Here is a 25,639-nt window from a genome sequence, read left to right on the forward strand (position 1 = left end):
TTCACCGAAGAACAAGTTGGCCCTCTCGTGAAACATACGTACAATATGAAACAAATTCAGACTATAATTAAGTTCTTTAAAAGTCTTTTAAATGTCTTTTGGCGTATTTTCTGAATTTATGTCCATTGACAAAGATGACTTCTCCACAGAAATGAGTTGGACAAAAAAAGAAACCAGCTATTTTTTATAACAAGCTGGTTTCTCTCTTCATCCTTTTACAGATTATTTTTTCTTTTTAGATGCTTTTTCACGAGCATTTTTCTCTAAAATTTGTTTTCTCAAGCGAATGCTTTCTGGTGTTACTTCGCAATATTCATCATCATTCAAGAATTCCAAAGATTCTTCCAACGTCAATTGTTTTGGTTTTTTGATGACAGATGTTTGGTCTTTAGTAGCAGACCGTACGTTTGTCATTTGTTTTGCTTTTGTGATGTTGACAGTCAAATCATTATCACGGCTGTTTTCTCCGATAATCATTCCTTCATATACTTCCGTACCTGGTTCTACGAAGACTGTACCGCGTTCTTCGATACTCATGATAGAATAGGTCGTTGCTTTTCCTGTATCGATCGAAACCAGCGCACCTTGGTGACGTCCACCGATTTGACCAGGAAGCATTGGCAAATATTGATCAAAAGTATGGTTCATGATTCCGTAACCGCGTGTCATTGAAAGGAATTCAGTTGAATAACCGATCAAACCGCGAGCAGGTGTCAAGAATGTCAAACGGATTTGTCCGTTTCCTGTATGGACCATATCTTGCATTTCACCTTTACGTAAGCTCAAGGATTCGATGACACTACCCATGTATTCTTCTGGTGTATCGATTTGCACGCGTTCAAACGGTTCGCATTTTACACCGTCGATTTCTTTTTCAATAACTTCTGGACGAGATACTTGCAATTCATATCCCTCACGGCGCATGTTTTCAATCAAGATAGACAAATGCAATTCTCCACGACCAGAAACTGTCCATGCATCTGGAGAGTTTGTTGGTTCAACTCGTAAAGATACATCTGTTTGAAGTTCTGCCATCAAACGTTCTTCAATTTTACGAGCAGTTACGAATTTACCTTCTCGACCGGCAAATGGTGAATTATTAACTAAGAAAGTCATTTGCAATGTTGGTTCGTCAATGTGAAGGATAGGTAACGCATCTTGATGATCCACAGGAGTAACTGTTTCACCGACAAAGATGTCTTCCATACCTGAGACAGCAATCAAGTCTCCAGCTTTTGCTTCTTGAATCTCTAGACGTTTTAGTCCAAAGAAACCAAATAATTTCGTTACACGGAATTTCTTAACTGTTCCGTCTAATTTAATTAACGCTACTTGGTCGCCTACTTTGATTGTTCCTCTAAATACACGTCCGATTCCGATACGACCTACATAATCGTTGTAGTCAAGTAATGAAACTTGGAATTGTAATGGTTCGTCGCTATTATCGACAGGAGCAGGAATTTTTTCAATGATCGTGTCAAAAATAGGTGCCATTGTTGGTTCTTGATCTGCTGGGTCATCTGATAAGCTTGACGTACCATTCAGTGCAGACGCATAAATCACAGGAAAGTCTAACTGATCATCATCTGCTCCCAATTCGATGAATAGTTCAAGAACTTCATCTACGACATGCTCAGGACGAGCAGAAGGTTTGTCAATCTTGTTTACGACAACGATTGGTGTGATATGTTGTTCCAATGCTTTTTTCAATACAAAACGTGTTTGAGGCATTGTTCCTTCATACGCATCTACGACCAACACAACGCCGTCAACCATTTTCATGATCCGTTCTACTTCGCCACCGAAGTCCGCGTGTCCTGGAGTATCCATGATGTTTACGCGGATTCCTTTATAGTCTACAGCTGTGTTTTTGGCTAAAATCGTGATACCACGTTCTTTTTCTAGCGCATTTGAGTCCATCGCACGTTCTTGCAATTGCGTATGTGCGTCTAATGTATCTGATTGTTTTAATAGTTCATCAACTAATGTTGTTTTTCCGTGGTCAACGTGGGCAATAATTGCGACGTTACGGATATCGTTTCTATAATTCAATGTAACTAACTCCTTTTTTATTGGTTCTTTATGACAGGGCAAATTTTACTCGACTGCTAATTATAGCAGACTTTTTTCATGAAATATAGTAAAATGTTTTCATTTTTTCGAGAAAATTAATCTTTTGCCCGTTTTTATCATTTTTGTGAATGATTTCTACCTTTTTTCAGCCTTCTTTTTTCAAAAGGTCTGCGATTTCTGCATATGCACAAGGAGTCCCTGCTAAATAGTATTCCCTTTTGTCAAATGTCAAAGGAGTGCCAAAAAGACCGCTTGTCACCATACCAAACTCTTCCAATAAAACATTTCCCGCTGCATAATCCCAAGGGCTGAGGTTCGAAATGTAAGCAATATGGTTTCCTTTCAAGATTGCGGCTAGTTCAAGCCCTGCACACCCGTACATACGTGTTCCCATGCTGCTTTCCGCAATCTCTCGGATTCCATATTTATTATGACCGAAAAGATAGCTATTCACACCAAGTAAGCCTTCTGCTAAAGATTTATTTGTTGGTCTAGGCATTGGTTTGTCATTTTTATAGACACCTATTCCTTTTCCACCCCAAAAAAGCTCATTTTTCATGACGTCATAAATGAAACCAAGTTTTCCAACGCCGGATTCATAAACAGCAAGCATGATACAAAAATTTTCCCCTTCAATCACGAAATTCAATGTGCCATCAATAGGATCGATGATAAAGACTCTTCCATCGAGATCCGATAGTTGATTACACCCTTCTTCTTCTGCCAATATTTTTGCCTCTGGATCAAAGGAATGGATTTTTTCGATTAGAAAATTCTGGATGTTTCGGTCGACATTTGTCACTAGATCCGTTCGATTTGATTTTTGCGAGATCGTTAATGTTTGTTGAGAAGATTTGATTTTCTCACCAGCTTCTTCTAGCCAGGATTTGATATGATCAATCATCTGTTCCATTTATCTCACCCGTTCATTCTCAAAGTTTTGTTTGGATTTTTTTTTGCTTGCTGCACTGTACGATATAAGGAGTACCCGGAAGCTTTTTCAAATTCCCGTCCCAATCGTTTTTCTTCTCCGATGGATTTGACAACTGTTTTGAACTGCTGATAGGTCTTCAAAAAAGCTTCATTATTTATCCCTTTTTCGTTCGCACGTTCCAGATCTTCCCACATCTTCATTACAATGACCATTTCATCTGTTGTCCAGTCTAAATCAAGTGGATACTGATATTCTTGCATCTTCAACTCTCCTATTTCATATTCTTCTTTAGTGTAGCATAGGAGACGGTAATAAACCAAGAAGTTGTCGTATTATTAAGTTTACATAATTAAATCATTGATAACAAAAAAGAAAAAACGCAACCGATCTCTCAGCTGCGTTTCGCCTGTATGATTCAAATCAAATATGGATTGGCAAGCCTAATGCTAATTCAGAAGCATCCATGACGATTTCGCCAAGAGATGGATGCGGATGAATCGTCAAGGCGATATCTTCAGCATTCATTCCTGATTCGATTGCTAAAGCTAATTCAGAAACCATATCGCTTGCACCGACTCCCCCGAGCTGTGCACCAATCAGCACGTTATCTTCGATCGTCGTAACTAGACGGATGAATCCTTCTGTTTTACCAAGCGATAATGCCCGACCGTTCCCTGAAAATGGGAATTTGTATGCTTTTGCTTCGATACCAGCATCTTTTGCTTCTTTGATCGTCATACCTACAGAAGCCAATTCAGGATCAGTGAAGGCTACTGCCGGCATTGCTTTATAATCTACAGCTACTTTTTTGCCAGAGATTGCTTCAGCAGCGATTTTTGCTTCATAACTGGCTTTGTGTGCTAATGCCGCCCCCGGAACGATATCACCGATGGCATAGATGTTAGGTACGTTCGTACGTCCTTGTTTATCTACCGTGATCAATCCTCGTTCTCCTACTTCGACACCCGCTTGTTCTAAGCCCATGTCATCCGTATTCGGACGACGTCCTACAGTGACCATCACATAATCAGCAGTAACAGATTCTTCTTTTCCGTCCACTGCATATTTCACTGTCACGCTGTCACCGTTATCGACTGCTTCTTTCGCCATTGCATTCGTTACGACTGTTACGCCTTTTTTCTTGAAATCATCTTCTACTAATTTTACTAGATCTTTTTCGTAAGTTGGTAAAATTTGTGGTGAGCCTTCAAGAATCGTTACTTCTGCTCCTAAGTTTGCGTACGCTCCGCCCAATTCGGCACCAATCACACCGCCACCGATGATCACAAATTTCTTAGGTACTTCTTTTAATGCTAATCCGCCAGTAGAATCTAACACACGTCCTCCGAATTTAAATCCTGGAATCTCGATTGGACGGGAACCTGTTGCGATGATTGCGTTATTGAACGAATAAGTTTGAGCTGAATCTGGATGGATGACGCGTAGTGTGTGATCATCTACGAAGAACGCTTCTCCTTCGATTGTTTCAACCTTATGTTTTTTTAATAGGAAACCAACTCCAGAAGTCAACGTATGGACAACTTTGTTTTCTTTCCATTCTTGTGTTTTCGCAAAATCTAGTTTGACGTTTTCACTAGTTACTCCAAACATTTCAGAATCTAGTGACTCTTGATAATGGTGTCCTGCAGCTATCAGTGCTTTTGAAGGAATACAGCCGACATTCAAACAAACACCGCCAATATACTCTCTTTCAATGATTGCTACTTTTTGTCCCATTTCAGCAGCGCGGATGGCAGCTACATAGCCACCAGGTCCCGCACCGATTACAACTGTATCTAATTCTACAGCAAAATCTCCAACTACCATTTGTTTATCATCCTTCCATCATTAATAGCTCTGGATCAGCTAAAAGACGTTTGATATTATTCATTGCTTGTTGCGCAGTTGCTCCATCTACGATACGGTGATCGAAACTTAATGACAGTTTCATCACACGACCGACAACGATTTCGCCTTCAGCATTTACGATTGGTTGTTGTGCAATCGTTCCTACACCTAAAATAGCTACTTCTGGATAGTTGATGACTGGTGTAAACCAACCGCCACCTACAGATCCGATATTGCTGATCGTAATCGTTCCATTGCGCATATCTTCTGCAGATAGTTTGCCGTCATGAGCTAATTTTGCTTTCTCATTGATTTCGTCTGCAATAGCAAACATTCCTTTGCGGTCTGCATCTTTCACATTTGGTACATATAGTCCGTGATCCGTATCAGTTGCAATACCGATATTGTAGTAATGTTTATAAACGATTTCTTGGTTTGCATCGTCGATAGATGCATTCAATACTGGGTATTTCTTAACAGTCGCTGTTAAAGCTTTCACGACATATGGCAAGAAAGTAAGTTTCGTACCATTTGCAGCAGCAACTTCTTTAAATCGTTTCCGATTATCCCATAGTTTAGACACTTCTACTTCATCATGCAATGTCACGTGTGGAGCTGTATGCTTACTGTTGACCATTGCTTTAGCAATAGCTTTACGTGTTGGTGTCATTGCTACACGTTCTTCCAAGTCTCCTAAGTTGGACTTGAATGGTTTTGCTGGTGCAGCTGGTTTGCTTTCTGCTGCAGGAGCTGCTTCTTTCGGTGCTGCCGCTTCTGCCGCTTCTGGCGCTTCTGATTTCGCTGGTGCACTGCTTGGACCACCTGCCAAGAAGTTTTCGATGTCTTCTTTTGTTACTCTGCCACCTTTTCCAGTTGCAGTTACTTGTGAGATATCTACATCTTTTTCGCGGGCAAATTGACGAACAGATGGCATAGCCAATACACGTTTATTTGGATCGGCAGCTTCAACGACACTTGCTGAACCTGATGTTTCCACTTTTTCTTTTGGTGCTTCAGCTGATGGCGCACTAGTTGATGGTGCGCCATTGTGTCCAGGAGCATCGATTTCTACTAACACGTCCCCAACATTTGCTACTGTGCCTTCTGGGACAATTACGTTTTTAACTGTCCCGGTTACGGGTGACGGGATTTCTTCTACTGATTTGTCGTTTTGAACTTCTAATAATGTATCATCTTCATTGATTGTATCTCCTGGTTTGACGAACCATTTGACGATTTCACCTTCTGCAATTCCTTCACCGATATCCGGTAACTTGAATTGGAAGACTCCTTCGCTTGACGATCCAGCTGATCCTGTATCAACAGTTGGTTCAGCAGCCGGGTTAGCTGGAGTTTGGGATTCTGCGGCTACACCACTGTCCCCTTCATTGTCTTCGTGTCCTGGTGCATCGATTTCTACCAATACATCCCCAACATTTGCTACTGTACCTTCTGGAACAATGACATTTTTAACCGTTCCTGTTACAGGTGAGGGGATTTCTTCTACTGATTTGTCGTTTTGAACTTCTAATAATGTATCATCTTCATTAATCGTATCTCCTGGTTTGACGAACCATTTGACGATTTCACCTTCTGCAATTCCTTCACCGATATCCGGCAATTTAAATTGATAAGCCATGACTTTGTTTCGTCCCTTCTTTTCTTAAAATTCCGCGATTTCTTTTACTTTGTCTTCGATATCTTTTGCGTTTGGTAACCAAACATTTTCTGCTTGTCCAAACGGGAAGACTGTATCAGGTGCAGAAACTCGTCCGATTGGGGCTTCTAATGAAAGGATAGCGCGTTCTGAGATCTCAGAAACTACTTGCGCAGCAACACCCGCTTGTCGTTGCGCTTCTTGGACAACGACTACGCGACCCGTTTTTTCCACGGATTGAATGATCGTTTCTACATCTAATGGCGCAACTGTACGAAGATCAATGATTTCAACAGAGATATTTTCTTTTGCAAGATTGTCTGCTGCTTTGATTGCTTCACGCACCATTGCCCCGTATGTGATAACAGATACATCTGTTCCTTCACGAGTAACTGCTGCTTTGTCCAAAGGAACTTCGTAAGCTTCATCCGGCACTTCTTCTCGGAATGAGCGATATAGTTTCATGTGTTCTAGGAAAACAACTGGATCGTTACTTCTAATAGAAGAAATCAATAGTCCTTTTGCATCGTAAGGATTTGATGGGATCACTACTCGAATACCAGGAGACTGGGCAATCAAACCTTCTAAATTATCTGAATGCAGTTCTGGTGTATGAACACCGCCACCAAATGGTGAACGGATCGTGATTGGTAGATTTCTAGTACCGCTCATTCGATATCTTGTACGAGCCATTTGAGCTACTACTTCATCCATTGCTTCGAAAATAAAACCAAAGAATTGGATTTCAGGAACTGGACGAAATCCTTCCAACGCAAGTCCAAAACTCAACCCTGCGATTCCAGATTCAGCTAAAGGAGTATCGAATACTCGGTCTTCTCCGAATTTTTCCTGCAATCCTTCAGTTGCCCGGAAAACTCCTCCGTTTTTCCCAACATCTTCACCAAAAACAACGACATTCTCGTCATTTTCTAGTTCAAGTGCTAAGGCATCGGTGATTGCTTGGATCATTGTTTTTTGTGCCATGATTATTTCGACTCCTTCGCTTCATAAATTGCAATTTGTTCTTTGATTGATTGTGGGGATACTTCGAACATGTTTTTCAAGAAATCTGAAACCTTTTGTTTTGGAACTTTGTCGGCTTCTGCGATAGCTGCTTTGATTTCTTCTTTAGTTGCTTCAATCACTTGTTCTTCTTTTTCTTCAGACCAAAGTCCTTTTTCCGTCAGATATTTACGGAAGCGGATCAATGGATCTTTTTTCTGCCATTCGTCATCTGTGTCTTTTGTACGGTAGCGGGTTGGATCGTCCCCAGATAGTGTATGTGGTCCATAACGATAAGTCAGTGTTTCGATTAGGACTGGTCCATTTCCACTGATCGCCCATTCCCGTGCCATTTTAGATACAGTATATACTGCAAGCGGATCCATTCCATCGACTTGAATACCTGGAATCCCAGCTGCGACAGCTTTTTGTGCAAGTGTTTTTGCTGCGGTTTGTTTTTCACGAGGTGTAGAGATCGCATACCCGTTGTTTTGGATATAAAATACAGCATTTGCATGGTAAGCGCCAGCGAAATTGATTGCTTCGTAAAAATCACCTTGTGATGAACCGCCATCACCAGTATAAGTGAAGACGACATTTTTCTTGTTGCGTTTCTTCAAACCTAATGCAACACCGGCTGCTTGTACATATTGTGCACCGATGATGATTTGTGGTGGTAGAGCTTTCAATTCTTCCGGATAAGAATTACCTGCAGCATGTCCTCTAGACCATAAAAATGCTTGTGATAAAGGTAAACCATGTTTTACTAGTTGAGGGACATCACGATAACCTGGAAGAAGAACATCTTCTTTATCAAATGCATACGCACTGGCCAGCTGACTTGCCTCTTGTCCGGCAGTTGGTGCAAAAAAGCCTAGGCGTCCTTGGCGGTTCAGCGCTGTTGAACGTTGGTCTAACACACGAGACCATACCATGTGAGTCATTAATTCAACGAGTTCGTCATCGGATAAATCAGGTACTAAATCTTTGTTAACTACGTTTCCATCTTGATCAAGTGCTTGATATACTGGGAAATCTGCATTGACTTCATCTAGCAGTGCTTGGAAGTCGATCGGTGCTTTTTTGTTTGCCATTTGTCACACATTCCTCTCTCATCTATAAGAAAATCTCTTCATTCTGCGATTGAAACAGCGAATAAAACTGTATCACTATTTAACCGTCTTCATTAATAAATTATCATGGATTTATGAGAAATACAAGCTAAAAGCACAAATTTTCACGATGAAAGGAAATTATGTCAATCCGCATATTAACAGCTTTAGTGAATATAATCACAATAAGGAAAGCGTTTTATATTTAGACTGTGTTTTTTCTAATTTCTAATCAAACTTACAACGAGCTGTTTCTATTTAGAAACGCTGGTGTTATACAGTTTTGCTGCAACTATTTATTTTCTTAAGATATCGTGAACGGTTGTACAAAGAGTGTTTTTTTCCCTAATACTTTGTCTCGTCTTCTTTTTACGAAAAAAAAGAAACAGCCGGAAATTTAAATCCCAGCTGTTATATTCTTTAATCTTTTTACTTTGTGAAATTATTCTGTTAACCACTGTTCTAAAATTTTCATCTTTGAATAAAACAACGATATGTTGGCTTCATCTAGACGACTGTAATTGATTCTGATTCCATTTATATCTTGCCCAAAAAGTAGACTTGGTGCGATTCCTAGACCCATATCTACTACTTTTTCTGCTAGTTTGAGGTCCAGCTTTTTTCCATCCCAAGTGATCCAAGCATAATAACCACCTAAAATCGAATGAAGCTTGAAAAACGATTGAGACTCCGCCCAAATACTTATCAGTTGGCTTTTTTCTTTCAATTTTTTTCTTACATCCAACATTTTCAAATCAATTGCTTCATCAAATACATTAGCTGCCGTGATTTGTGTAAGGATGTTCATCGAAAACTCCATCATTTCTTGCGCTTTAGCTAGTTGCGAGATAAAGGCGTCCGGTCCGATCAACCAACCGATTTTCGTTGTTTTTCCTAAAATCCTAGATAACGAACCGACATATAATACATTATCCGGATCAATCGTTCGTATAGGAAGAACTTCATCTTGCTTTAGAAATGAAAGGTCCGTAAATACATCGTCTTCAATAATTGGAAGCCGATACTGCCGACACAATTCTACTAGCTTTTCTCGCCGCTTTTGACTCATCACTTTTCCTGTAGGGTTTTGAAAATTCGGGTTGATAAGCACTGCTTTCAATTTATTTTTATGGATCGATTCTTTCAGTTTTTCTAAGTCGATCCCTTCTTCATCCATCGGTATCCCAAATAAACGCGTTCCTGAGGCTTTGAAAAGAGGTAATCGGTAAAAAAAAGAAGGTGACTCTACAGCTATCCCCTCTCCAGCAGAAAGAATCGTTTGTAAGATCAAAAAGATTGCTTGCTGGCCACCACCAGTCACCAGAAGCTGGTTTAGGGAAAATGTCAGTTCAAATTTACTTTCCAAATACCGTTTGATTTTGTTACGTAACGGAGTATAGCCTAAAAGATCCATTTCTTTTTCTTCCGCTAAGATTTCTTCAAGAGAATAAGAAGGAAACTCAAAATTCGGCAAAAGCTCATCTGGCATCTCACTCGCAAATAAATCAAGGAACAATGTTTTTTGGCTCTGCTTTGCTTCTTTTATTTTTTGCTCATACCAATCCGTCTGTTCATAGCGAGGTGAGATCATTTGCCGCCAATCGATTCTTGGAACGGCGAATTTCCCCCATTCAGTCTGATTGACGAACCAACCGCTACCACGTTTACTTGTTAATACGCCAAGCTCTCTAAGTTCTTCCAATGCATGAACAACGGTGGAACGATTTACACCAAAAAATTGCCCTAGTTTTCGTTCCGATTCAAGTTGATCTCCAGGATTGATTCTTCCACTTTCGATTTCTCTCATGATCTGTTCCATGATCTGACGATAAATTGGTCCTTGTTTTTTCTCTACTTTTTCCCACATAGTCCTCTCTTTTCTGTTGTCCATTCTTTCTATTGATTTTACCGAATTTACGAGAAAAAAGAAAAGCTTTTTTTGCAAAACATAAAAAACGGAAGGTTCTGTTATGAACCTTCCGCTGATATTTTACTCATTATTTAGATCGTATCTCCGTTAAAAATCGAATTTTTCACGATGACATAATCAACTTTCCGAATGGCTTCCAGATCTCTTCCTCCAGCATACGAAATAGATGATTGAAGGTCTTGTTGCATTTCCACTAGTGTATCTTTCAAAGATCCTTTGTGTTGGATCCAGATTTTCTTTCCTTCAACATTTCGTTTTTCACCTTTTTGGAATTCTGAAGCAGAACCAAAGTATTCTTTATATACAATTCCGTTTTCGACTTTTGTTTCGCCAGGAGATTCCTCGTGACCGGCAAACAATGAGCCAATCATAACCATTGTCGCTCCAAAACGGACAGATTTTGCAATATCGCCATGTGTTCTGATCCCACCGTCAGCGATGATCGGCTTGCGAGCTGCTTTCGCACACCATCTAAGAGCTGCCAGTTGCCAGCCTCCAGTTCCAAAGCCTGTCTTGATTTTTGTAATACATACTTTTCCTGGACCAATCCCGACTTTTGTTGCATCTGCGCCCGCATTTTCCAATTCACGGACGGCTTCCGGTGTACCAACATTACCGGCAATCACAAAAGTTTCAGGCAAATATTTTTTAATATGCTGAATCACATCAATAACTGAGTTAGCATGTCCATGCGCGATGTCGATAGTGATATAATCAGGATTTAGCGATTCTTCTGCCAACTTCTCTATAAAGGAATATTCCTCTTTCTTGACGCCAACACTGATCGAGGTAATCAATCCACGCTTTTTCATTTTTTTGATAAACGGAATTCGAGCTGCTTCATCAAACCGATGCATGATATAGAAATAACCATTTTCCGCTAAGAATTCTGCAATCGTTTCATCAATAATCGTCTGCATGTTGGCAGGCACTACTGGCATTTTGAATGTATGTTTACCTAATGTGACCGTTGTATCACATTCAGAACGGCTATTTACGATACATTTATTAGGAATTAATTGAATATCTTCGTAATCAAATACTTTCATTACATTATCCTCCTGATGTTCACATCCAGCAAAACACGAACATTATTAATTTAATCAAGGCTTTTTTTAGCGCCCTATGTAATTTAACTCAATTAAGCGAAAAAATCAAGAGCAAAAAGAGAATTTATACGAATGGTAAAAAAACACACATTATTTTTAGTCTAAACAAACGAAACAATGAATGTTCGCTTTTAGCGAAAAAAAGACTGTGACAAACGTTTTGTCACAGTCTTTTTTCTGAATAAACGGTGTTCTCCTACGTTGTCCGTTTTTTCTTGTTATACAAGTCTAATACAACGGCTAAAAGCAAGATCAACCCTTTGATCGCCTGCTGCCAATCTACCCCGACGCCTAAAATCGACATGCCATTGTTCAATACACCCATGACCAAGCCACCGACAATCGCACCCATAATCGTTCCGATGCCGCCGGATGTTGAAGCACCGCCAAAATATACTGCCGCCATCGCATCTAGTTCCATCGAAGTACCCGCTTGAGGTGTCGCCGCATTTAACCGAGCAGCTAAAACTAATCCAGCTAAAGCTGCCATAACTCCCATGTTGACGAAAACCCAGAACGTGATCCGCTTTGTTTTGATTCCTGATAGTTCAGCCGCTTTTCGATTTCCGCCCGTCGCGTAAATCTGGCGACCTGCTACTGTTTTATTTGTCAAAAACCCATATGCTGCGACGATCAAACCGAGAATGATCAAAATAATCGGATATCCTTGATAAGAGGCAAAGATATAGGTTATCCCTAGTACAACGACTGCTGTAAATACCGCTTTTACCAAGAAAGCTGCTGGAGATTCCACTTCAAATAAATGATTTTTCCGACGATTTCTTGTTCGCCATTGTCCAACAACTAACACGACTGTGATGATCATTCCTAAAATCAATGTCAAGAAGTGAAGGCTGCTTCCTTCGCTTAAGTCTGGTAAATAACCCGTAGACATTTTTTGGAAAACAGCTGGAAAAGGTGCTAGAGATTGACCGCCTAGAACAACTTGTGTCAGTCCACGAAACATCAGCAATCCTGCTAAAGTCACGATAAACGCTGGTATCCCAGCATAAGCTACCCAAAACCCTTGCCATGCGCCGATCAGTCCGCCTACTGCAAGACATGCGATGACTGTCACCCACGGGTTCATTTGGCGATTGACCATCATCATGCCCGCAATTGCACCAACAAACGCCATCACTGACCCTACCGACAAATCCACATGACCTAAGAGCACAACTAATAACATCCCTGCAGCTAGTACTAATATATGACTATTTTGCAAAACAAGGTTAGTTATATTCAATGGACGCCAGAAAATACCATCCGTCATCAATTGAAACGCAATAAGTAGTCCCGCTAAAATAATCACCATGCTGTAGCAACCAAAAAGATCAGCTGCTCTACTTTTCAAATTTAGTTTTTTCTCTTTTTTATCCGTAAGATTTTTTGCTTGTTCCAACTTAACCCACCTCTTCTTTCGTCATTAATTTCATCAAGACTTCCTGATCTGCATCTTCTCGCGAGACTTCTCCTGTAATACGTCCTTCGTTCATCGTATAGATTCGATCACACATTCCTAAGATTTCAGGAAGTTCAGAAGAGATAAGACAGACAGCTTTGCCATTTGCTGCCATTTCTTCGATAATTGTGTAGATCTCATATTTTGCCCCAACATCTATCCCACGGGTTGGCTCATCTAAAAAAAGAATATCAGGTTGTGTCATCAGCCACTTAGATAAAACGACTTTTTGTTGATTCCCACCACTAAGACTACTGACAATTTGATGGATGGAGTTTGTTTTTATACGCATCTTTTTCCGGAAATTTTCTGCCTCAGTTACTTCTTTTTCTTTATCTAATACTCCTTTTTGACTTATTTTATCCAAACTGCTCAGCGTCACGTTTTCCCGAATATCCATCAGCAGATTCAGCCCTAAAGATTTTCGGTCTTCCGAGACATAAGCGAGTCCGTTTGCAATGGCTGAAGGAACGGTCTTAACTGATATCTCTGCCCCTTCCTTTAATATACGTCCGGATATCTTGCTTCCATAAGAATGTCCAAATAGACTCATAGCGAATTCAGTTCTGCCCGCTCCCATCAGCCCAGCTATTCCTACAATCTCTCCTTTTTTCAAATGCAAGTTGATATGGTCGTTTATGATTCGCTCATGATCAAGAGGGTGATAGACCGTCCAGTCTTCTACTTTAAAATAAACTTCTCCAATATCCGGTTTTCTTTCAGGATAACGATCAACTAAATCTCTGCCCACCATCCCGCGAATAATATGCTCTTCGCTGATCATTTCATTTTCTAGCGTCTCAATCGTCTGTCCATCCCGTAAAATGGTGATTCGATCTGCGATATCCACGATTTCATTCAGCTTATGTGAAATAATGATGGAGGTTACACCTTGCTCTTTCAACTCTCGGATCAATCTCAGCAAATTTGCGCTTTCTTCTTCATTCAATGCAGCGGTAGGCTCATCCAAAATCAACAGACGGACGGATTTTGATAACGCTTTAGCTATTTCAACTAGTTGCTGTTGCCCTACGCCAATCTGAGATACTAGAAGATTCGGGTCGATAGACAAACCGACTTTATTCAGCAATTCATACGTTTTCTTTTCTGTCAGTTCCCAATCAATCACGCCTCTTTCTGCTTGTTCATTTCCGAGAAAAATATTCTCTTTTATTGAAAGATAAGGACTTAGTGCTAATTCTTGATGAATGATGACGATGCCTTTTTCTTCACTATCTTTCAAATCTTTGAATTGACACAGCTTTCCATCATAAAAGATTTCCCCGTCATAGGAGCCATATGGATACAAGCCGCTCAAGACATTCATCAATGTTGATTTTCCCGCTCCGTTTTCTCCGCACAATGCATGGATTTCCCCACGTTCAATCATCAGATTCACGCAATCTAACGCTCGGATTCCAGAAAATTTTTTGGTGATATCTGCCATTTTTAAAATACAATCCGCCATAATTCTTATCCTCTCTCTGACTTAGATCTCTTTAGTTCCTTGTTTGGTTCCTCTTAATTTTTCAGATCGGATTCTTTATAATAATCGGTGTCGATCAGCTCTGCTTGATAATTATCTTTATCGACAGATACTGTATTTGCTAAATACGTAGGAACAGTTTTCACCCCATTATCATAAGTTTCAGTATCATTGACCGGAACCTCTTCTCCATCACTGATTGCTTTGATCATTTCAATCGTATTTTTTGCTAAGATACGTGTGTCTTTAAAGATCGTTTGTGTTTGTTCCCCGGAAATGATCGATTTGACGCCAGCAACTGTCGCATCTTGTCCAGTAATCACAGGTAAAGGTTTACTTTCACTCCCATACCCCACGCCTTTTAATGACGAAATGATCCCTAAACTTATTGGATCATATGGCGACAAAACAGCATCCAATGTTTGGTCAGTATAATTTGCGCTTAACAGATTATCCATCCTTGCTTGCGCCGTAGAACCATCCCAGCGAAGCGTAGCGATTTGACTGAAACTCGTCTGTCCAGATGGCACGACCAACTGACCGTTGTCCATATATGGTTGTAAAACAGACATCACTCCGTTGTAATTAATTAGTGCATTGTTGTCGTCAGGCGAACCACCAAATAATTCAATCGTGAATGGTCCTTTTCCTTCTTTCAATCCTAAGTGCTCTTCAATATAAGCTGCTTGCGATACACCTACTCCAAAATTATCAAAAGTCGCGTAATAATCGACATTTTCTGAATTCATCAGTAAACGATCATAGGCGATCACCTTGATATCTGCTTCTTTTGCTTTAGCTAACACATCAGTTAAAGCCGAACCATCGATAGAAGCAATCACAAGTGTATCTACCCCTTTTGTAATCATATTTTCGATTTGTGCTACTTGATTTTCTACTTTATCTTCTCCATATTGAAGATCTGTTTTATAACCCAGTTTTTCTAATTCCGAGACCATGTTGTTCCCATCAGCGATCCATCTTTCTGCTGATTTGGTCGGCATAGCGATTCCTACATACCCCGTACTATCATCTGCAGATCCTGAATTGCCACACGCACTTAATAGAATGCTTGCGGTCAAAATAGCGATACTCCCAAGAATCTTTCTAAATTTGTTTTTCATTTTTTATCCCCCATTCCAATTGATACACCGAGTATAGCTAACAAAGAAAGCGTTAACATTGACTTTTTTATGGGATTTACTTTAAATTTTTTAGGTGTACTTTTTTTGTCTTGGATTTTTTTAAGTTTCTTGGATTTTTTTCGATTGATTCCTTTTGACTTTGATTTTCCCTTTTATCTGATAAGATAGTACTAACAAATTCAGATGGAGTGATTTAAAGTGAAACGTGTTTTATTTTTTTTAACCCTTATTGTAATCGCTTACCAAACGATGGGGTGTACACCTAATACAAAGGAAGCACCTGACCCACTAGTCGTTGGTTTTTCGCAATCAGGAACGGAGAGTAGCTGGCGGAAAAAGCATACTGAATCAATTATCACTGCGCTTGAAAAAGAAGATTACCAAGTTCTCTACCGAAATGGTTACATGAATCAGGAACGGCAAATCCAAGATATACGGACGTTCATTGCCTATAAAGTGGATATGATCATTTTTACTCCTTTGCAAGAATCCGGGTGGGACTCTGTATTAAAAGAAGCAAAGCGAGCAGGGATCCCTGTCATACTTGTCGACAGACATATTCAAACGAATGATCCCGAGCTTTTCGTCACCCACATCGGCCCTAGTTTCAAAGCAGAAGGAAATCGGGCGGGTTTATTTGTCAGCAATCACTTCACAAATTCAAAGAAACAGGAAATCAGAATCCTAGAACTTGCTGGTTCAGAGAACTCCACACCGACCAAGCTACGCTCCGAAGGATTTTTGGAATCAATCAATCGTAAACCAACCCTAAAAAAAGATGGAACCATCGACCATAAACCTCCAATGACTATTGTTCACCGAATTGTCGGTGATTTTATTCGGATGAAAGGAAAAGACCAGATGAAACGATATTTAGAAACAAATGATTTATCCGAAATCGATGTATTATACAGCCATAGTGATGAAATGACTCACGGTGCTTTAGCTGCGATAAAAGAAACATCAATCAAACCTGGAGAAGATTTGATCATTGTAACGATTGATGGACAAGAAGATATGATCGAGAAGCTACGCTCAGGAATCGTCAATTGCGTAGTCGAGTGTAAACCTGATGTCGGCTGGTATGTAGCCAATACCGTTACTCGTTATTTTGGAAATCTTCAAACAGGAAAAACATTACCTAAAGATATTTTTATTTCCGAGACTGTCTTTTCCCAACAGAATATAGCTAACATCCCAACCAGAAATTATTGACTGGAGAAGTATCATGACAAAAAATTTAAGCATAAAACAGATTTTTGCCCAAGCAAACAAAGCCATGCTTCTATTTGCTGTTATCCCTTTGCTACTGAGCATACTGTTATATTCGCAACAGCTTTTGATTTATCAACAGACGATCGCAAATATCCAAAAAGCAGATGCAATTGCTTTGAAAGTTGATCAAAAAGTTTTGGAAAGTATGTGGGACTTGATTTCTGGCCAAGTAACCGTAGATGAGTTCAATGAGGAAAATATCCTAGAAGAACTTAGGAATGATATTCGAGAGATCAAAAATAATACAAATACACTTAAAGAAATTAGTACGTTAGATGTATCGTTACGTACGATCGATACATTGGAAGATTATCAAACTGAGCTCATTCATCATATCTTGGCAGAAGATTTTATGGATACCAATGAACAGATCATCAATCAGGTCGATTCTGTCACTCAACTACTGTCAGATATTTTACAGGATTTTGTTCGTGTGGAAATCGACTTAGCAAGTCAAAAAAATACGACGCTTGTCCGCTCGCTCATTTTATTAACGATAGTCGAATTGGGGGTTCTTAGTACTATTTTTTTCTATGCGAAAAAGAATCGTCGCTTTTTAGAACAAAAGGTCCAAGAGCCGATCAATCAGCTGATCACAATGTCCGAACAGCTCTCTTCAGGAAATCTTGGATTTCGTTTAAACATGCCAGAAACACAAGAACTACAGACACTTACCGCTAGTATGAACAAAATGGCGGAAGATCTAAACCAGTCTTTACGGGAGAACGCTTTGAAACAATACCATTTAGCACAAAGTGAAGTTCGTGTATTGCAAGCTCAGATCACTCCCCATTTTATTTATAACAGTTTGGATGCCATCATTTCTTTGATCGAACAAGACTGCTTTGAAGAAGCTCTGACTATGACCCATGCACTTTCCGGCTTTTTTCGTACGTCTTTAAGCAAAGGACAAGACTGGATTCCTCTTGAAAAAGAAATCAGCCATATCAATGATTATCTGGTCATTTTAAAAATAAGATATGGACATATGCTTGACTATAAGATCGATATACCAGAAACACTTTTTCCTGTTTCTATTTTAAAGATGATCTTGCAACCATTGATCGAAAATGCTGTGTACCATGGAACAAAGTACGTTCGTCACAAAGGATTTATTCGTATTACTGCATGCAAAATCGACGAAATGATCCAATTCAAAGTCATAGACAACGGTATTGGCATTCCTGCAGAAAAACTAGCAGAAATACGTAAAGAGTTAGCCAAAGGGATCGATTCAGATTTCAGTATTGGCTACGGGCTTTACAACGTAAACAAGCGTCTCCTTCTCTATTACGGAAATAATCAAAAACCTATCACGATTGACAGCAAATACCGAGAAGGGACAACTGTCACACTGACGATTCCTATATCTCCCAAAACAATTGGAGGAAACAAACATGTATAAAGTTTTTATCATCGAAGACGAATACCTCATTCGCAATAACTTGCGGGAACAAATAACTGCCCTTGGTTCTTATTATCCAATCACTTATGTCGGGGAAGCTGGAGATGGCGAGATGGCACTGTCTTCGATTATCGACTTACAGCCCGATATCATTCTGACTGATATCCAAATGCCATTCATGGACGGTTTGACTTTTTCAAAAGAAGCAAGGAAACTGCTTCCTTGGACTCGCCTCATATTTATTAGCGGATTCGACGATTTCGATTATATGAAAGGGGCAATCCAAGTACAGGCAGATGATTATCTACTTAAACCAATTAAAAGCAACGAATTGAAACAAGCAATTGAAAAAGCAGTGACTGCTTTAGACTTGCAGCAAAAAGAAACGCACCCTTCTTCTGATCTTGTTTTCGAATTGAAAAAAAATCATTTCTTGAACGGTTTGTTCAAAGGCTCACTTACGATCAGTGAAACATTGAAACTTGCTGAATCTTTCAATCGCTCTTTAGCAGGGAAAAAAATGACCGTATTATTAGCAGCAAACCAAGTCAGTACAGACTTTGAAGATTACGCTCATCTCAGTGATTATTTGAAGTTTTTATTTAGGGAGAATCAACAAGTGATTTTTTCTGCTGTTTCCTCTCGATTCATTAAATTTTTAATAGTTGATCCTCTTGAAGAAAATGTGATCGAAACCAGTTATCAGGTAGCCCAAACGTTGGTCCATGAATTAGAAAAGGGACAAAAAAATAATTTTTCTGTCGCCATCGGTCCTGTCGCAGAAAGAATCAGCGAATTACCTGCATCTTTTGAGATCACGCAGATGATACTTGAAACTGCCAGTTCCCTTAAAGATCAAATTATCAGCTATGAGGATTTGATTAAAGAAGCGAAACTTCCAGTTGATTCTGTCTTTTACTTTGATCTCTCACTTGATTTGTCTTCATTATCGAAAAACGAAGTATCCAAGTACATCGAACACTTGACGAAACCACAAGGCACACCAACTCGAACACGATTATATCGTTTATTTGTCTTGACTAAGCTACTCCAGCATGTCCGCCTGAAAGAAAAGGAAATCCCGCAAGAAATGGTTCATTGCACATCCACCAGTCAACGCTTAGCAATCAGCGCCGACGACTCGCTTTACCGTTCGACTGTTTATATGTTCATTTCTTTCTTAACTGCTCTGCCCTCACAGCCTTCAAGGAACAAATATCAGCCAATTTTGAACCATGCATTGGATTTTATCAAAGAAAATTTTACCGATCCAGATATGTCCTTAACTTGGGTCGCTCAACAAGTTGCATTAAGCCCCTCTCATTTCAGTACGATTTTTTCTCAATCGTTTAACCAAACATTCATCGATTATCTGACAGAAAAAAGAATCGAATTAGCAAAAAAATTATTGCAGCAATCAGACTATCGTATCTCAGATATTGCTTTTGAGATTGGTTATAATGACCCTAACTATTTCAGTTATTTATTTAAGAAAAAACAAGGGATTTCCCCAAAAGAATATCGGACACAGCTTTTCCTTGAAAACAAAAATAAATAATAAATAAAATCCGTATAGTGATACTCTTTCCCGTTGGCAATTAAAAAAAGACGGAATATCTCGAAGCTGAAAATAGCTTTCAAGATATTCCGCCTTTTTAATTGATCGCACCGTTCACCTGCTTATGACAACTTTTAAGGTAAAATGTTTCCAGCAGCACGGTACAATTCGTACCAATCTTCCCGAGACATATTAATTTCTGATGCTTGAGCGATTTCCTTGATTCGCCCTACGTTCATCGTACCGGCGATTACTTGCATATTGGCTGGATGGCGCAAAATCCAAGCAGAAGCCAAGCCAGTTGGTGTCGTTTGATATTTAGCTGCTAGTTCTTCTAATTTTTGGTTTAATTCAGGGAATTTTTCGTTCCCGATAAATACACCTTCAAAAAATCCATACTGGTATGGCGACCACGCTTGAATCGTCATATCATGCAAACGGGAATAATCAAGTACACTACCATCATGGTCGATACTTGCTTCATCTGTCATATTGACATGAATCCCTTGATCGATCATTCCAGTATGTTTCAAGCCAAATTGCAGCTGATTAGCTACTAATGGTTGACGAACATATTTTTTCAGCAATTCGATTTGCATTGGTTTTTGATTGCTGACACCAAAATAACGGACTTTACCTGATCGTTCCAATTCATCAAACGCTTCAGCTACCTCTTCTGGTTCCACCAATGTATCTGGACGATGAAGAAGTAAAGCATCCACATAATCCATTTTCAGACGGGTCAAACTTTTTTCCACAGATTCAATGATATGTTTTTTAGAAAAATCAAACATCACACCTGGAACGATTCCACATTTTGTTTGAATAAAAAGATCTTCTCGTTTGATTGATGTTTTTGCTAGAGCATCTGCAAAGATTTCTTCACATTCACCGTTTCCATAAATATCTGCATGGTCAAAAAAATCAATGCCGTTTTCATAAGCTGTCTCAATCACTTTTACTGGATCTTCCGCATTGTTGATACGCATACAGCCTAAGATTACTGCAGCTACTTTCTGATCAGAAGTACCTAATTGAACTTTTTTCATCTGAACTCCTCCTTATTTATATACACAACAAAAGTGTACCACACTCTTTATGAAAAGGCTTCACTAAAATCGGCACTTCCGACTATATTTGTTGTATTTTATTATAAATGGAAGCAGCTGATTTACTTCACGACCAGTTCGCTATTGGCAGCTTTTTCTCCAATATCTGTACGATAAAATGTTCCATCTGTCGTTTTATCCATTAACGCGGTGTAGATTTTTTCCTGTGCTTCTTTGATCGTCTCACCGTATGCTTCTACCAGATAAAGGCGTCCTCCTGTTCCAACTAGTTTGCCGTTATTTGAGGACACTCCAGCATAGTAAACAGAAAGCTCTTCTTCCAGAAAATCTGGTAGAACCATTCCTGTCTCATATTCTTCGGGGTAACCGGCAGCTGCCACCACAACGCCTACATTGTATCCTTCTTGCTGCCACTTTAACTCTACTGCACGATTCTCTAATAAATCATCGATTACTTGCGCAAAGTCACTCTTCAACCGAGAAAGAACGACTTGCGTTTCAGGATCACCGAAACGTGCATTGAATTCGATCACTTTTGGTCCTTCCTTCGTAGCAATCAAACCCGCATATAAAACACCCGTGAAAGAGCGTCCTAGTTCTTTCATTCCCAAAGCCGCTGGTTTTAAAACTTCTTCCACAGCTTTTTCAATCATCTTTTTTGGAATTTGCGGTACTGGTGAATAAGCACCCATTCCGCCTGTATTTGGCCCTTTATCGTTATCAAATGCCCGCTTATGATCTTGCGAAATGACCATAGGATACACCTTGGTATCACGGACAAACGCCAAAAGGGAGAATTCTTCTCCTGCCAAAAACTCTTCTACGACGATTTTTTTGCTGCTGTCGCCAAATCGATGCTGGTTCAACATTTGTTCTGCCGCATCCAGCGCTTCCTTCACTGTTGTAGCCACGACTACACCTTTTCCAGCTGCTAAGCCATCCGCTTTCACTACGATTGGCGCACCGTTTTCTTTGATATACGCTGCTGCTTTTTCGTAACATTCAAAACTTCTGGATTTAGCTGTCGGGATTTGATAAGTATCCATCAATTGTTTAGCAAAACTTTTCGAACCTTCGATCAGAGCTGCTGCTTTTGTCGGACCGAAGATTTTCAATCCTTCTGCCATAAAATCATCGACGATCCCATTTAATAAAGGAACTTCAGGACCAACGATACTCCAATCAATAGCCTCATTCTTAACAAAATGAATTAATGCTGAATGATCTTGTTCACTGATAGCGATACAATTGATGCCATCCTTTGCCATTCCAGGATTTCCTGGCGCACAATACACAGTATCCACCTTCGGACTGTCTAAAAGTTTTTTACTTATTGCATGTTCACGACCACCTGCACCGATCACCAAAATGTTCATTTATCCGACTCCTCTCTAATGTCTAAAATGCCGAACATCAGTAAAGACCATTGCTAGATCGTATTTATTCGCCATATCAATAGAATCTTGGTCTTTGATACTTCCGCCTGGCTGAATGATTGCTTTTATACCATGTTTGGCTGCATATTCAACCGAATCATCCATTGGAAAATAAGCATCGCTAGCTAAAACTGCACCTTCCATTTTCTCTTGCGCTTGTTCAATCGCAATTTTTACTGAACCGACTCGATTCATCTGCCCGGCTCCGATTCCTACTGTCTGACGTTCGTTTGCCAGCACGATCGCATTAGATTTCACATGTTTGACAGCTTTCCAAGCAAACGCCAATGCTTTTGCTTCTGCTGGAGTTGGCTTACGTTTTGTCACGACTTTCCACTCTTCTTCGTTTTCCATTGCCAGATCTTGATCTTGTACAAGAAGTCCACCTAAGACTGAGACCGTTTCTTCTCGATTTTGATTTTCTTCTTGCGCAAAGTCTACTGTCAGTAATCGGATGTTTTTCTTTTTTTGCAGTAATTCCAAAGCTTCTTTTGTATAAGAAGGAGCAATGATGATTTCTAGAAACAGCTTATGCATCTGTTCTGCTGTTGGCAGATCTACTTCTCGATTCAAAACGATGATCCCACCAAAGATTGAAACAGGATCTGCTTCATACGCTGCTTCCCACGCTTCTAAAATCGTAGATGCTGTCCCAATACCACAAGGATTCATGTGTTTCAAGGCGACTACCGTTGGCTCGTCATATTCCTTCATGATCCGTAACGCAGCATCTGCATCTCGGATATTATTATAAGAAAGTTCTTTCCCATGGAGTTGTTTTGCTGCTGCGATCGAATATTTTTCCAGAAGAGCGGACTGATAAAAGGCAGCGGCTTGATGGCTATTTTCACCGTAACGAAGCGTTTGTTTTCGTTCATACGTAAGTGTCAATTTTTCCGGTTCTTTTTCTTCCACCCAATCCGTTAAGTATTGAGCGATCAATGCATCATATGCAGCAGTATGACGAAAGACTTTTGCCGCTAGTTTTTGTCTGAAAGAAAATGAAGTATGCCCATACTGACGTAATTCTGAAAGTACTTCTTCATAGTCAGATGGATCAACAACAGCGGTGACAAATTCATGGTTTTTTGCTGCACTACGGAGCATACTAGGACCACCGATATCAATGTTTTCAATAGCTTCTGCTATTTCGACATCTGGTTTCATAATCGTTTCTTTGAAAGGATATAAATTAACACAAACAAAGTCGATTGGTTGGATATTTCCCGTTTCCATTGCCTCCATATGGCTAGGGAGATCGCGTCTTCCTAAAAGACCACCATGGATTTTAGGATGAAGTGTTTTGACACGGCCATCCATCATTTCAGGAAACCCTGTCACTTCTTCGATCGAAAGCGTTTTGATCCCAGCTTGATCCAACGTATGCTTTGTTCCTCCTGTTGAAATGATTTCTACTCCTTGTTCAATCAAACCTTGGGCAAATGCTACAATCCCAGTTTTATCTGATACACTGATCAATGCTCTTGTCATTTCAGATAGCCTCCATTTTCAATAATTTCACTAATCACTTCTGGATAGATTCGATGCTCTACTCTATGGATTTTTTCTTCTAAAGAATCGAACGTGTCCTCCTGTTCGATCCTCACTTTTTCCTGCCGGATGATTGGTCCAGTATCTACACCTTGGTCGATATAATGAATGGTGACACCCGTTTCTTTTACTCCAGCTTCAAATGCATCACGAATGCCATGCAAACCAGGGAATGCAGGTAAAAGAGATGGATGGATATTGATGATTCTTTTATCATAATTTTCCAGCAATACTGGTCCAATGATTCGCATGTATCCAGCTAATACAATCAAATCGATCTTTTTTTCTTTCAATTTATGCAAAATCGCTTCTTCATACTCTTTTTTGGAGTCAAATTCTTTAGGTGAAAAACAATCTGCCGGTACATTCAATGCGACTGCACGTTTCAAAACATATGCTGCAGGCTGATCACAAAACAACCAGTCAATCGAAGCTTCCAATCTTTTTTTCGATAGATAATCGGCTAGCGCTTGAAAGTTGCTTCCGTTTCCAGAAGCAAAAACAGCGATTCTCATCGTTCTTCTCCTGTAAACACCACACGATGTTTTTCTTTGGCGATCACTTTTCCGATTTCATAAACTTTTTCGCCAGCTTGCTCAATCTCGTGTACTATTTCTTTTACTTTTGCTTCCTCGACTGCTAAGACCATCCCAATGCCCATATTGAATATTTCATACATCTCCATCATAGGAATCTCACCATATTTTTGTAAACAGCCGAAGATCGGAAGAATCGGCCATGTGCCAAGTTTGATTTCAGCAGCCATAGATTCTGGTAACATTCGCGGGATATTTTCTACAAACCCTCCACCAGTGATATGTGCAGCTCCTTTGATTTTCTTTTCTTTGATCAGAGGAAGCAAGGCAGAAACATAGATTTTCGTTGGTTCAAGTAATACTTCTCCAAGTGTTTTTTTCAATTCTGGCAGTTTTGATGATAAAGAAAACTGCTGCTGATCAAAGAAAATTTTGCGAACAAGAGAGTACCCATTTGAATGGATTCCGCTAGATGCTATTCCAAGCAACACGTCTCCTGGATTGATTGTTTCTCCTGTCAATAATTGAGATTTTTCAGCTATCCCTACAGCAAATCCGGCTAGATCATAATCATTTCCTGAGTACATACCGGGCATTTCAGCTGTCTCTCCGCCGATCAGTGCCATATTTCCTTGAACACACCCATCCGCTACACCTTTTACTACATTTTCTAAACGTGTCGGATCATTTTTCCCCGTTGCTAAGTAGTCTAAGAAATACAACGGCTCTGCGCCTTGTGCTAAGATATCATTGACACACATCGCTACGCAGTCGATTCCGATCGTGTCGTGTTGGTCTGCTTCGATTGCCACTGCTAATTTCGTCCCTACACCATCGGTCCCCGAAACAAGGACTGGCTCTTTTAATTGAAAGACAGATAAATCAAAACAGCCACCGAATCCTCCTATAGCGCCCATCACACCTAATCGTTCCGTTTTTTTGACATGCTTCTTGATCCGTTCTACTACTTCATATCCAGCTTCGACATCTACGCCAGCTTTTGCGTATGCATTTGCCATTGGCTTCATATGCTCCCTTCTTGATTTGCTT

20 protein-coding genes are annotated in these 25,639 nt (G+C 39.8%); 3 read left to right on the forward strand and 17 right to left on the reverse strand.

The features are described from left to right. Positions 1-222 precede the first annotated feature (222 nt). From typA to chvE, 12 genes are all read right to left on the reverse strand, one after another. Positions 223-2,052 (reverse strand): translational GTPase TypA, encoded by a 1,830-nt coding sequence (gene typA / locus A5816_RS06125; protein ID WP_002288735.1) that lies wholly within the window; start codon positions 2,050-2,052, stop codon positions 223-225. A 166-nt stretch (positions 2,053-2,218) separates the two neighbouring features. Next, positions 2,219-2,986, reverse strand: a complete 768-nt coding sequence (locus tag A5816_RS06130; protein ID WP_086310952.1) for an inositol monophosphatase family protein — start codon at positions 2,984-2,986, stop codon at positions 2,219-2,221. Between the two features lie 5 nt (positions 2,987-2,991). After that, positions 2,992-3,267: a UPF0223 family protein gene (locus A5816_RS06135; protein ID WP_002292206.1), complete on the reverse strand. Its 276-nt coding sequence runs from the start codon at positions 3,265-3,267 to the stop codon at positions 2,992-2,994. A gap of 160 nt (positions 3,268-3,427) precedes the next feature. After that, positions 3,428-4,834, reverse strand: a complete 1,407-nt coding sequence (lpdA, locus tag A5816_RS06140) for a dihydrolipoyl dehydrogenase (protein WP_002374450.1) — start codon at positions 4,832-4,834, stop codon at positions 3,428-3,430. 7 nt (positions 4,835-4,841) lie between these two features. Then, complete coding sequence (locus A5816_RS06145; protein WP_086310953.1) at positions 4,842-6,494, reverse strand: dihydrolipoyllysine-residue acetyltransferase; 1,653 nt, start codon at positions 6,492-6,494, stop codon at positions 4,842-4,844. Positions 6,495-6,518: 24 nt separating this feature from the next. Next, positions 6,519-7,496 (reverse strand): alpha-ketoacid dehydrogenase subunit beta, encoded by a 978-nt coding sequence (locus A5816_RS06150; protein ID WP_002292208.1) that lies wholly within the window; start codon positions 7,494-7,496, stop codon positions 6,519-6,521. 2 nt (positions 7,497-7,498) lie between these two features. After that, entirely contained in the window at positions 7,499-8,608 is a 1,110-nt protein-coding gene (pdhA, locus tag A5816_RS06155; protein WP_002292209.1) for a pyruvate dehydrogenase (acetyl-transferring) E1 component subunit alpha, read from the reverse strand. 460 nt (positions 8,609-9,068) lie between these two features. Beyond that, positions 9,069-10,493 (reverse strand): PLP-dependent aminotransferase family protein, encoded by a 1,425-nt coding sequence (locus A5816_RS06165; protein WP_086310954.1) that lies wholly within the window; start codon positions 10,491-10,493, stop codon positions 9,069-9,071. 134 nt (positions 10,494-10,627) lie between these two features. After that, positions 10,628-11,605, reverse strand: a complete 978-nt coding sequence (gene guaC / locus A5816_RS06170; RefSeq protein ID WP_086310955.1) for a GMP reductase — start codon at positions 11,603-11,605, stop codon at positions 10,628-10,630. A 256-nt stretch (positions 11,606-11,861) separates the two neighbouring features. Beyond that, a complete protein-coding gene (mmsB, locus tag A5816_RS06175; protein WP_086310956.1) occupies positions 11,862-13,067 on the reverse strand; it encodes a multiple monosaccharide ABC transporter permease in 1,206 nt (401 codons plus the stop codon). 1 nt (position 13,068) lies between these two features. Next, positions 13,069-14,595, reverse strand: coding sequence for a multiple monosaccharide ABC transporter ATP-binding protein (gene mmsA / locus A5816_RS06180; RefSeq protein ID WP_002287995.1), 1,527 nt, complete (start codon positions 14,593-14,595; stop codon positions 13,069-13,071). A gap of 53 nt (positions 14,596-14,648) precedes the next feature. Beyond that, on the reverse strand, positions 14,649-15,737 hold the full coding sequence (gene chvE, locus A5816_RS06185) for a multiple monosaccharide ABC transporter substrate-binding protein (protein ID WP_086310957.1): 1,089 nt from the start codon (positions 15,735-15,737) through the stop codon (positions 14,649-14,651). 219 nt (positions 15,738-15,956) lie between these two features. Here chvE and A5816_RS06190 point away from each other — a divergent pair, with 219 nt between their 5' ends. From A5816_RS06190 to A5816_RS06200, 3 genes are read left to right on the forward strand one after another with little or no spacing between them, the layout of a single operon-like run. Continuing rightward, positions 15,957-16,973: an ABC transporter substrate-binding protein gene (locus tag A5816_RS06190; protein WP_025478492.1), complete on the forward strand. Its 1,017-nt coding sequence runs from the start codon at positions 15,957-15,959 to the stop codon at positions 16,971-16,973. Positions 16,974-16,986: 13 nt separating this feature from the next. Continuing rightward, positions 16,987-18,438 carry a sensor histidine kinase gene (locus A5816_RS06195; protein ID WP_002374432.1) on the forward strand — a complete coding sequence of 484 codons (1,452 nt, stop codon included), beginning with the start codon at positions 16,987-16,989 and terminating at the stop codon, positions 18,436-18,438. Further along, positions 18,431-19,996, forward strand: coding sequence for a response regulator (locus A5816_RS06200; RefSeq protein ID WP_086310958.1), 1,566 nt, complete (start codon positions 18,431-18,433; stop codon positions 19,994-19,996). The genes A5816_RS06195 and A5816_RS06200 overlap by 8 nt, the downstream gene beginning before the upstream one ends. A gap of 134 nt (positions 19,997-20,130) precedes the next feature. On the opposite strand, the gene A5816_RS06205 is transcribed toward A5816_RS06200, so the two are convergent. From A5816_RS06205 to purM, 5 genes are all read right to left on the reverse strand, one after another. After that, positions 20,131-21,045 (reverse strand): aldo/keto reductase family oxidoreductase, encoded by a 915-nt coding sequence (locus A5816_RS06205; RefSeq protein WP_086310959.1) that lies wholly within the window; start codon positions 21,043-21,045, stop codon positions 20,131-20,133. 122 nt (positions 21,046-21,167) lie between these two features. Then, positions 21,168-22,442, reverse strand: a complete 1,275-nt coding sequence (purD, locus tag A5816_RS06210; protein ID WP_086310960.1) for a phosphoribosylamine--glycine ligase — start codon at positions 22,440-22,442, stop codon at positions 21,168-21,170. Between the two features lie 15 nt (positions 22,443-22,457). Beyond that, complete coding sequence (gene purH / locus A5816_RS06215; RefSeq protein ID WP_086310961.1) at positions 22,458-23,993, reverse strand: bifunctional phosphoribosylaminoimidazolecarboxamide formyltransferase/IMP cyclohydrolase; 1,536 nt, start codon at positions 23,991-23,993, stop codon at positions 22,458-22,460. After that, positions 23,990-24,568, reverse strand: coding sequence for a phosphoribosylglycinamide formyltransferase (purN, locus tag A5816_RS06220; protein WP_086310962.1), 579 nt, complete (start codon positions 24,566-24,568; stop codon positions 23,990-23,992). The genes purH and purN overlap by 4 nt, the downstream gene beginning before the upstream one ends. Next, a complete protein-coding gene (gene purM / locus A5816_RS06225) occupies positions 24,565-25,617 on the reverse strand; it encodes a phosphoribosylformylglycinamidine cyclo-ligase (RefSeq protein ID WP_002374417.1) in 1,053 nt (350 codons plus the stop codon). The genes purN and purM overlap by 4 nt, the downstream gene beginning before the upstream one ends. Positions 25,618-25,639: the final 22 nt, after the last annotated feature.

The organism is Enterococcus sp. 3G1_DIV0629, assembly GCF_002141285.1.
GTDB lineage: Bacteria > Bacillota > Bacilli > Lactobacillales > Enterococcaceae > Enterococcus_B > Enterococcus_B lactis.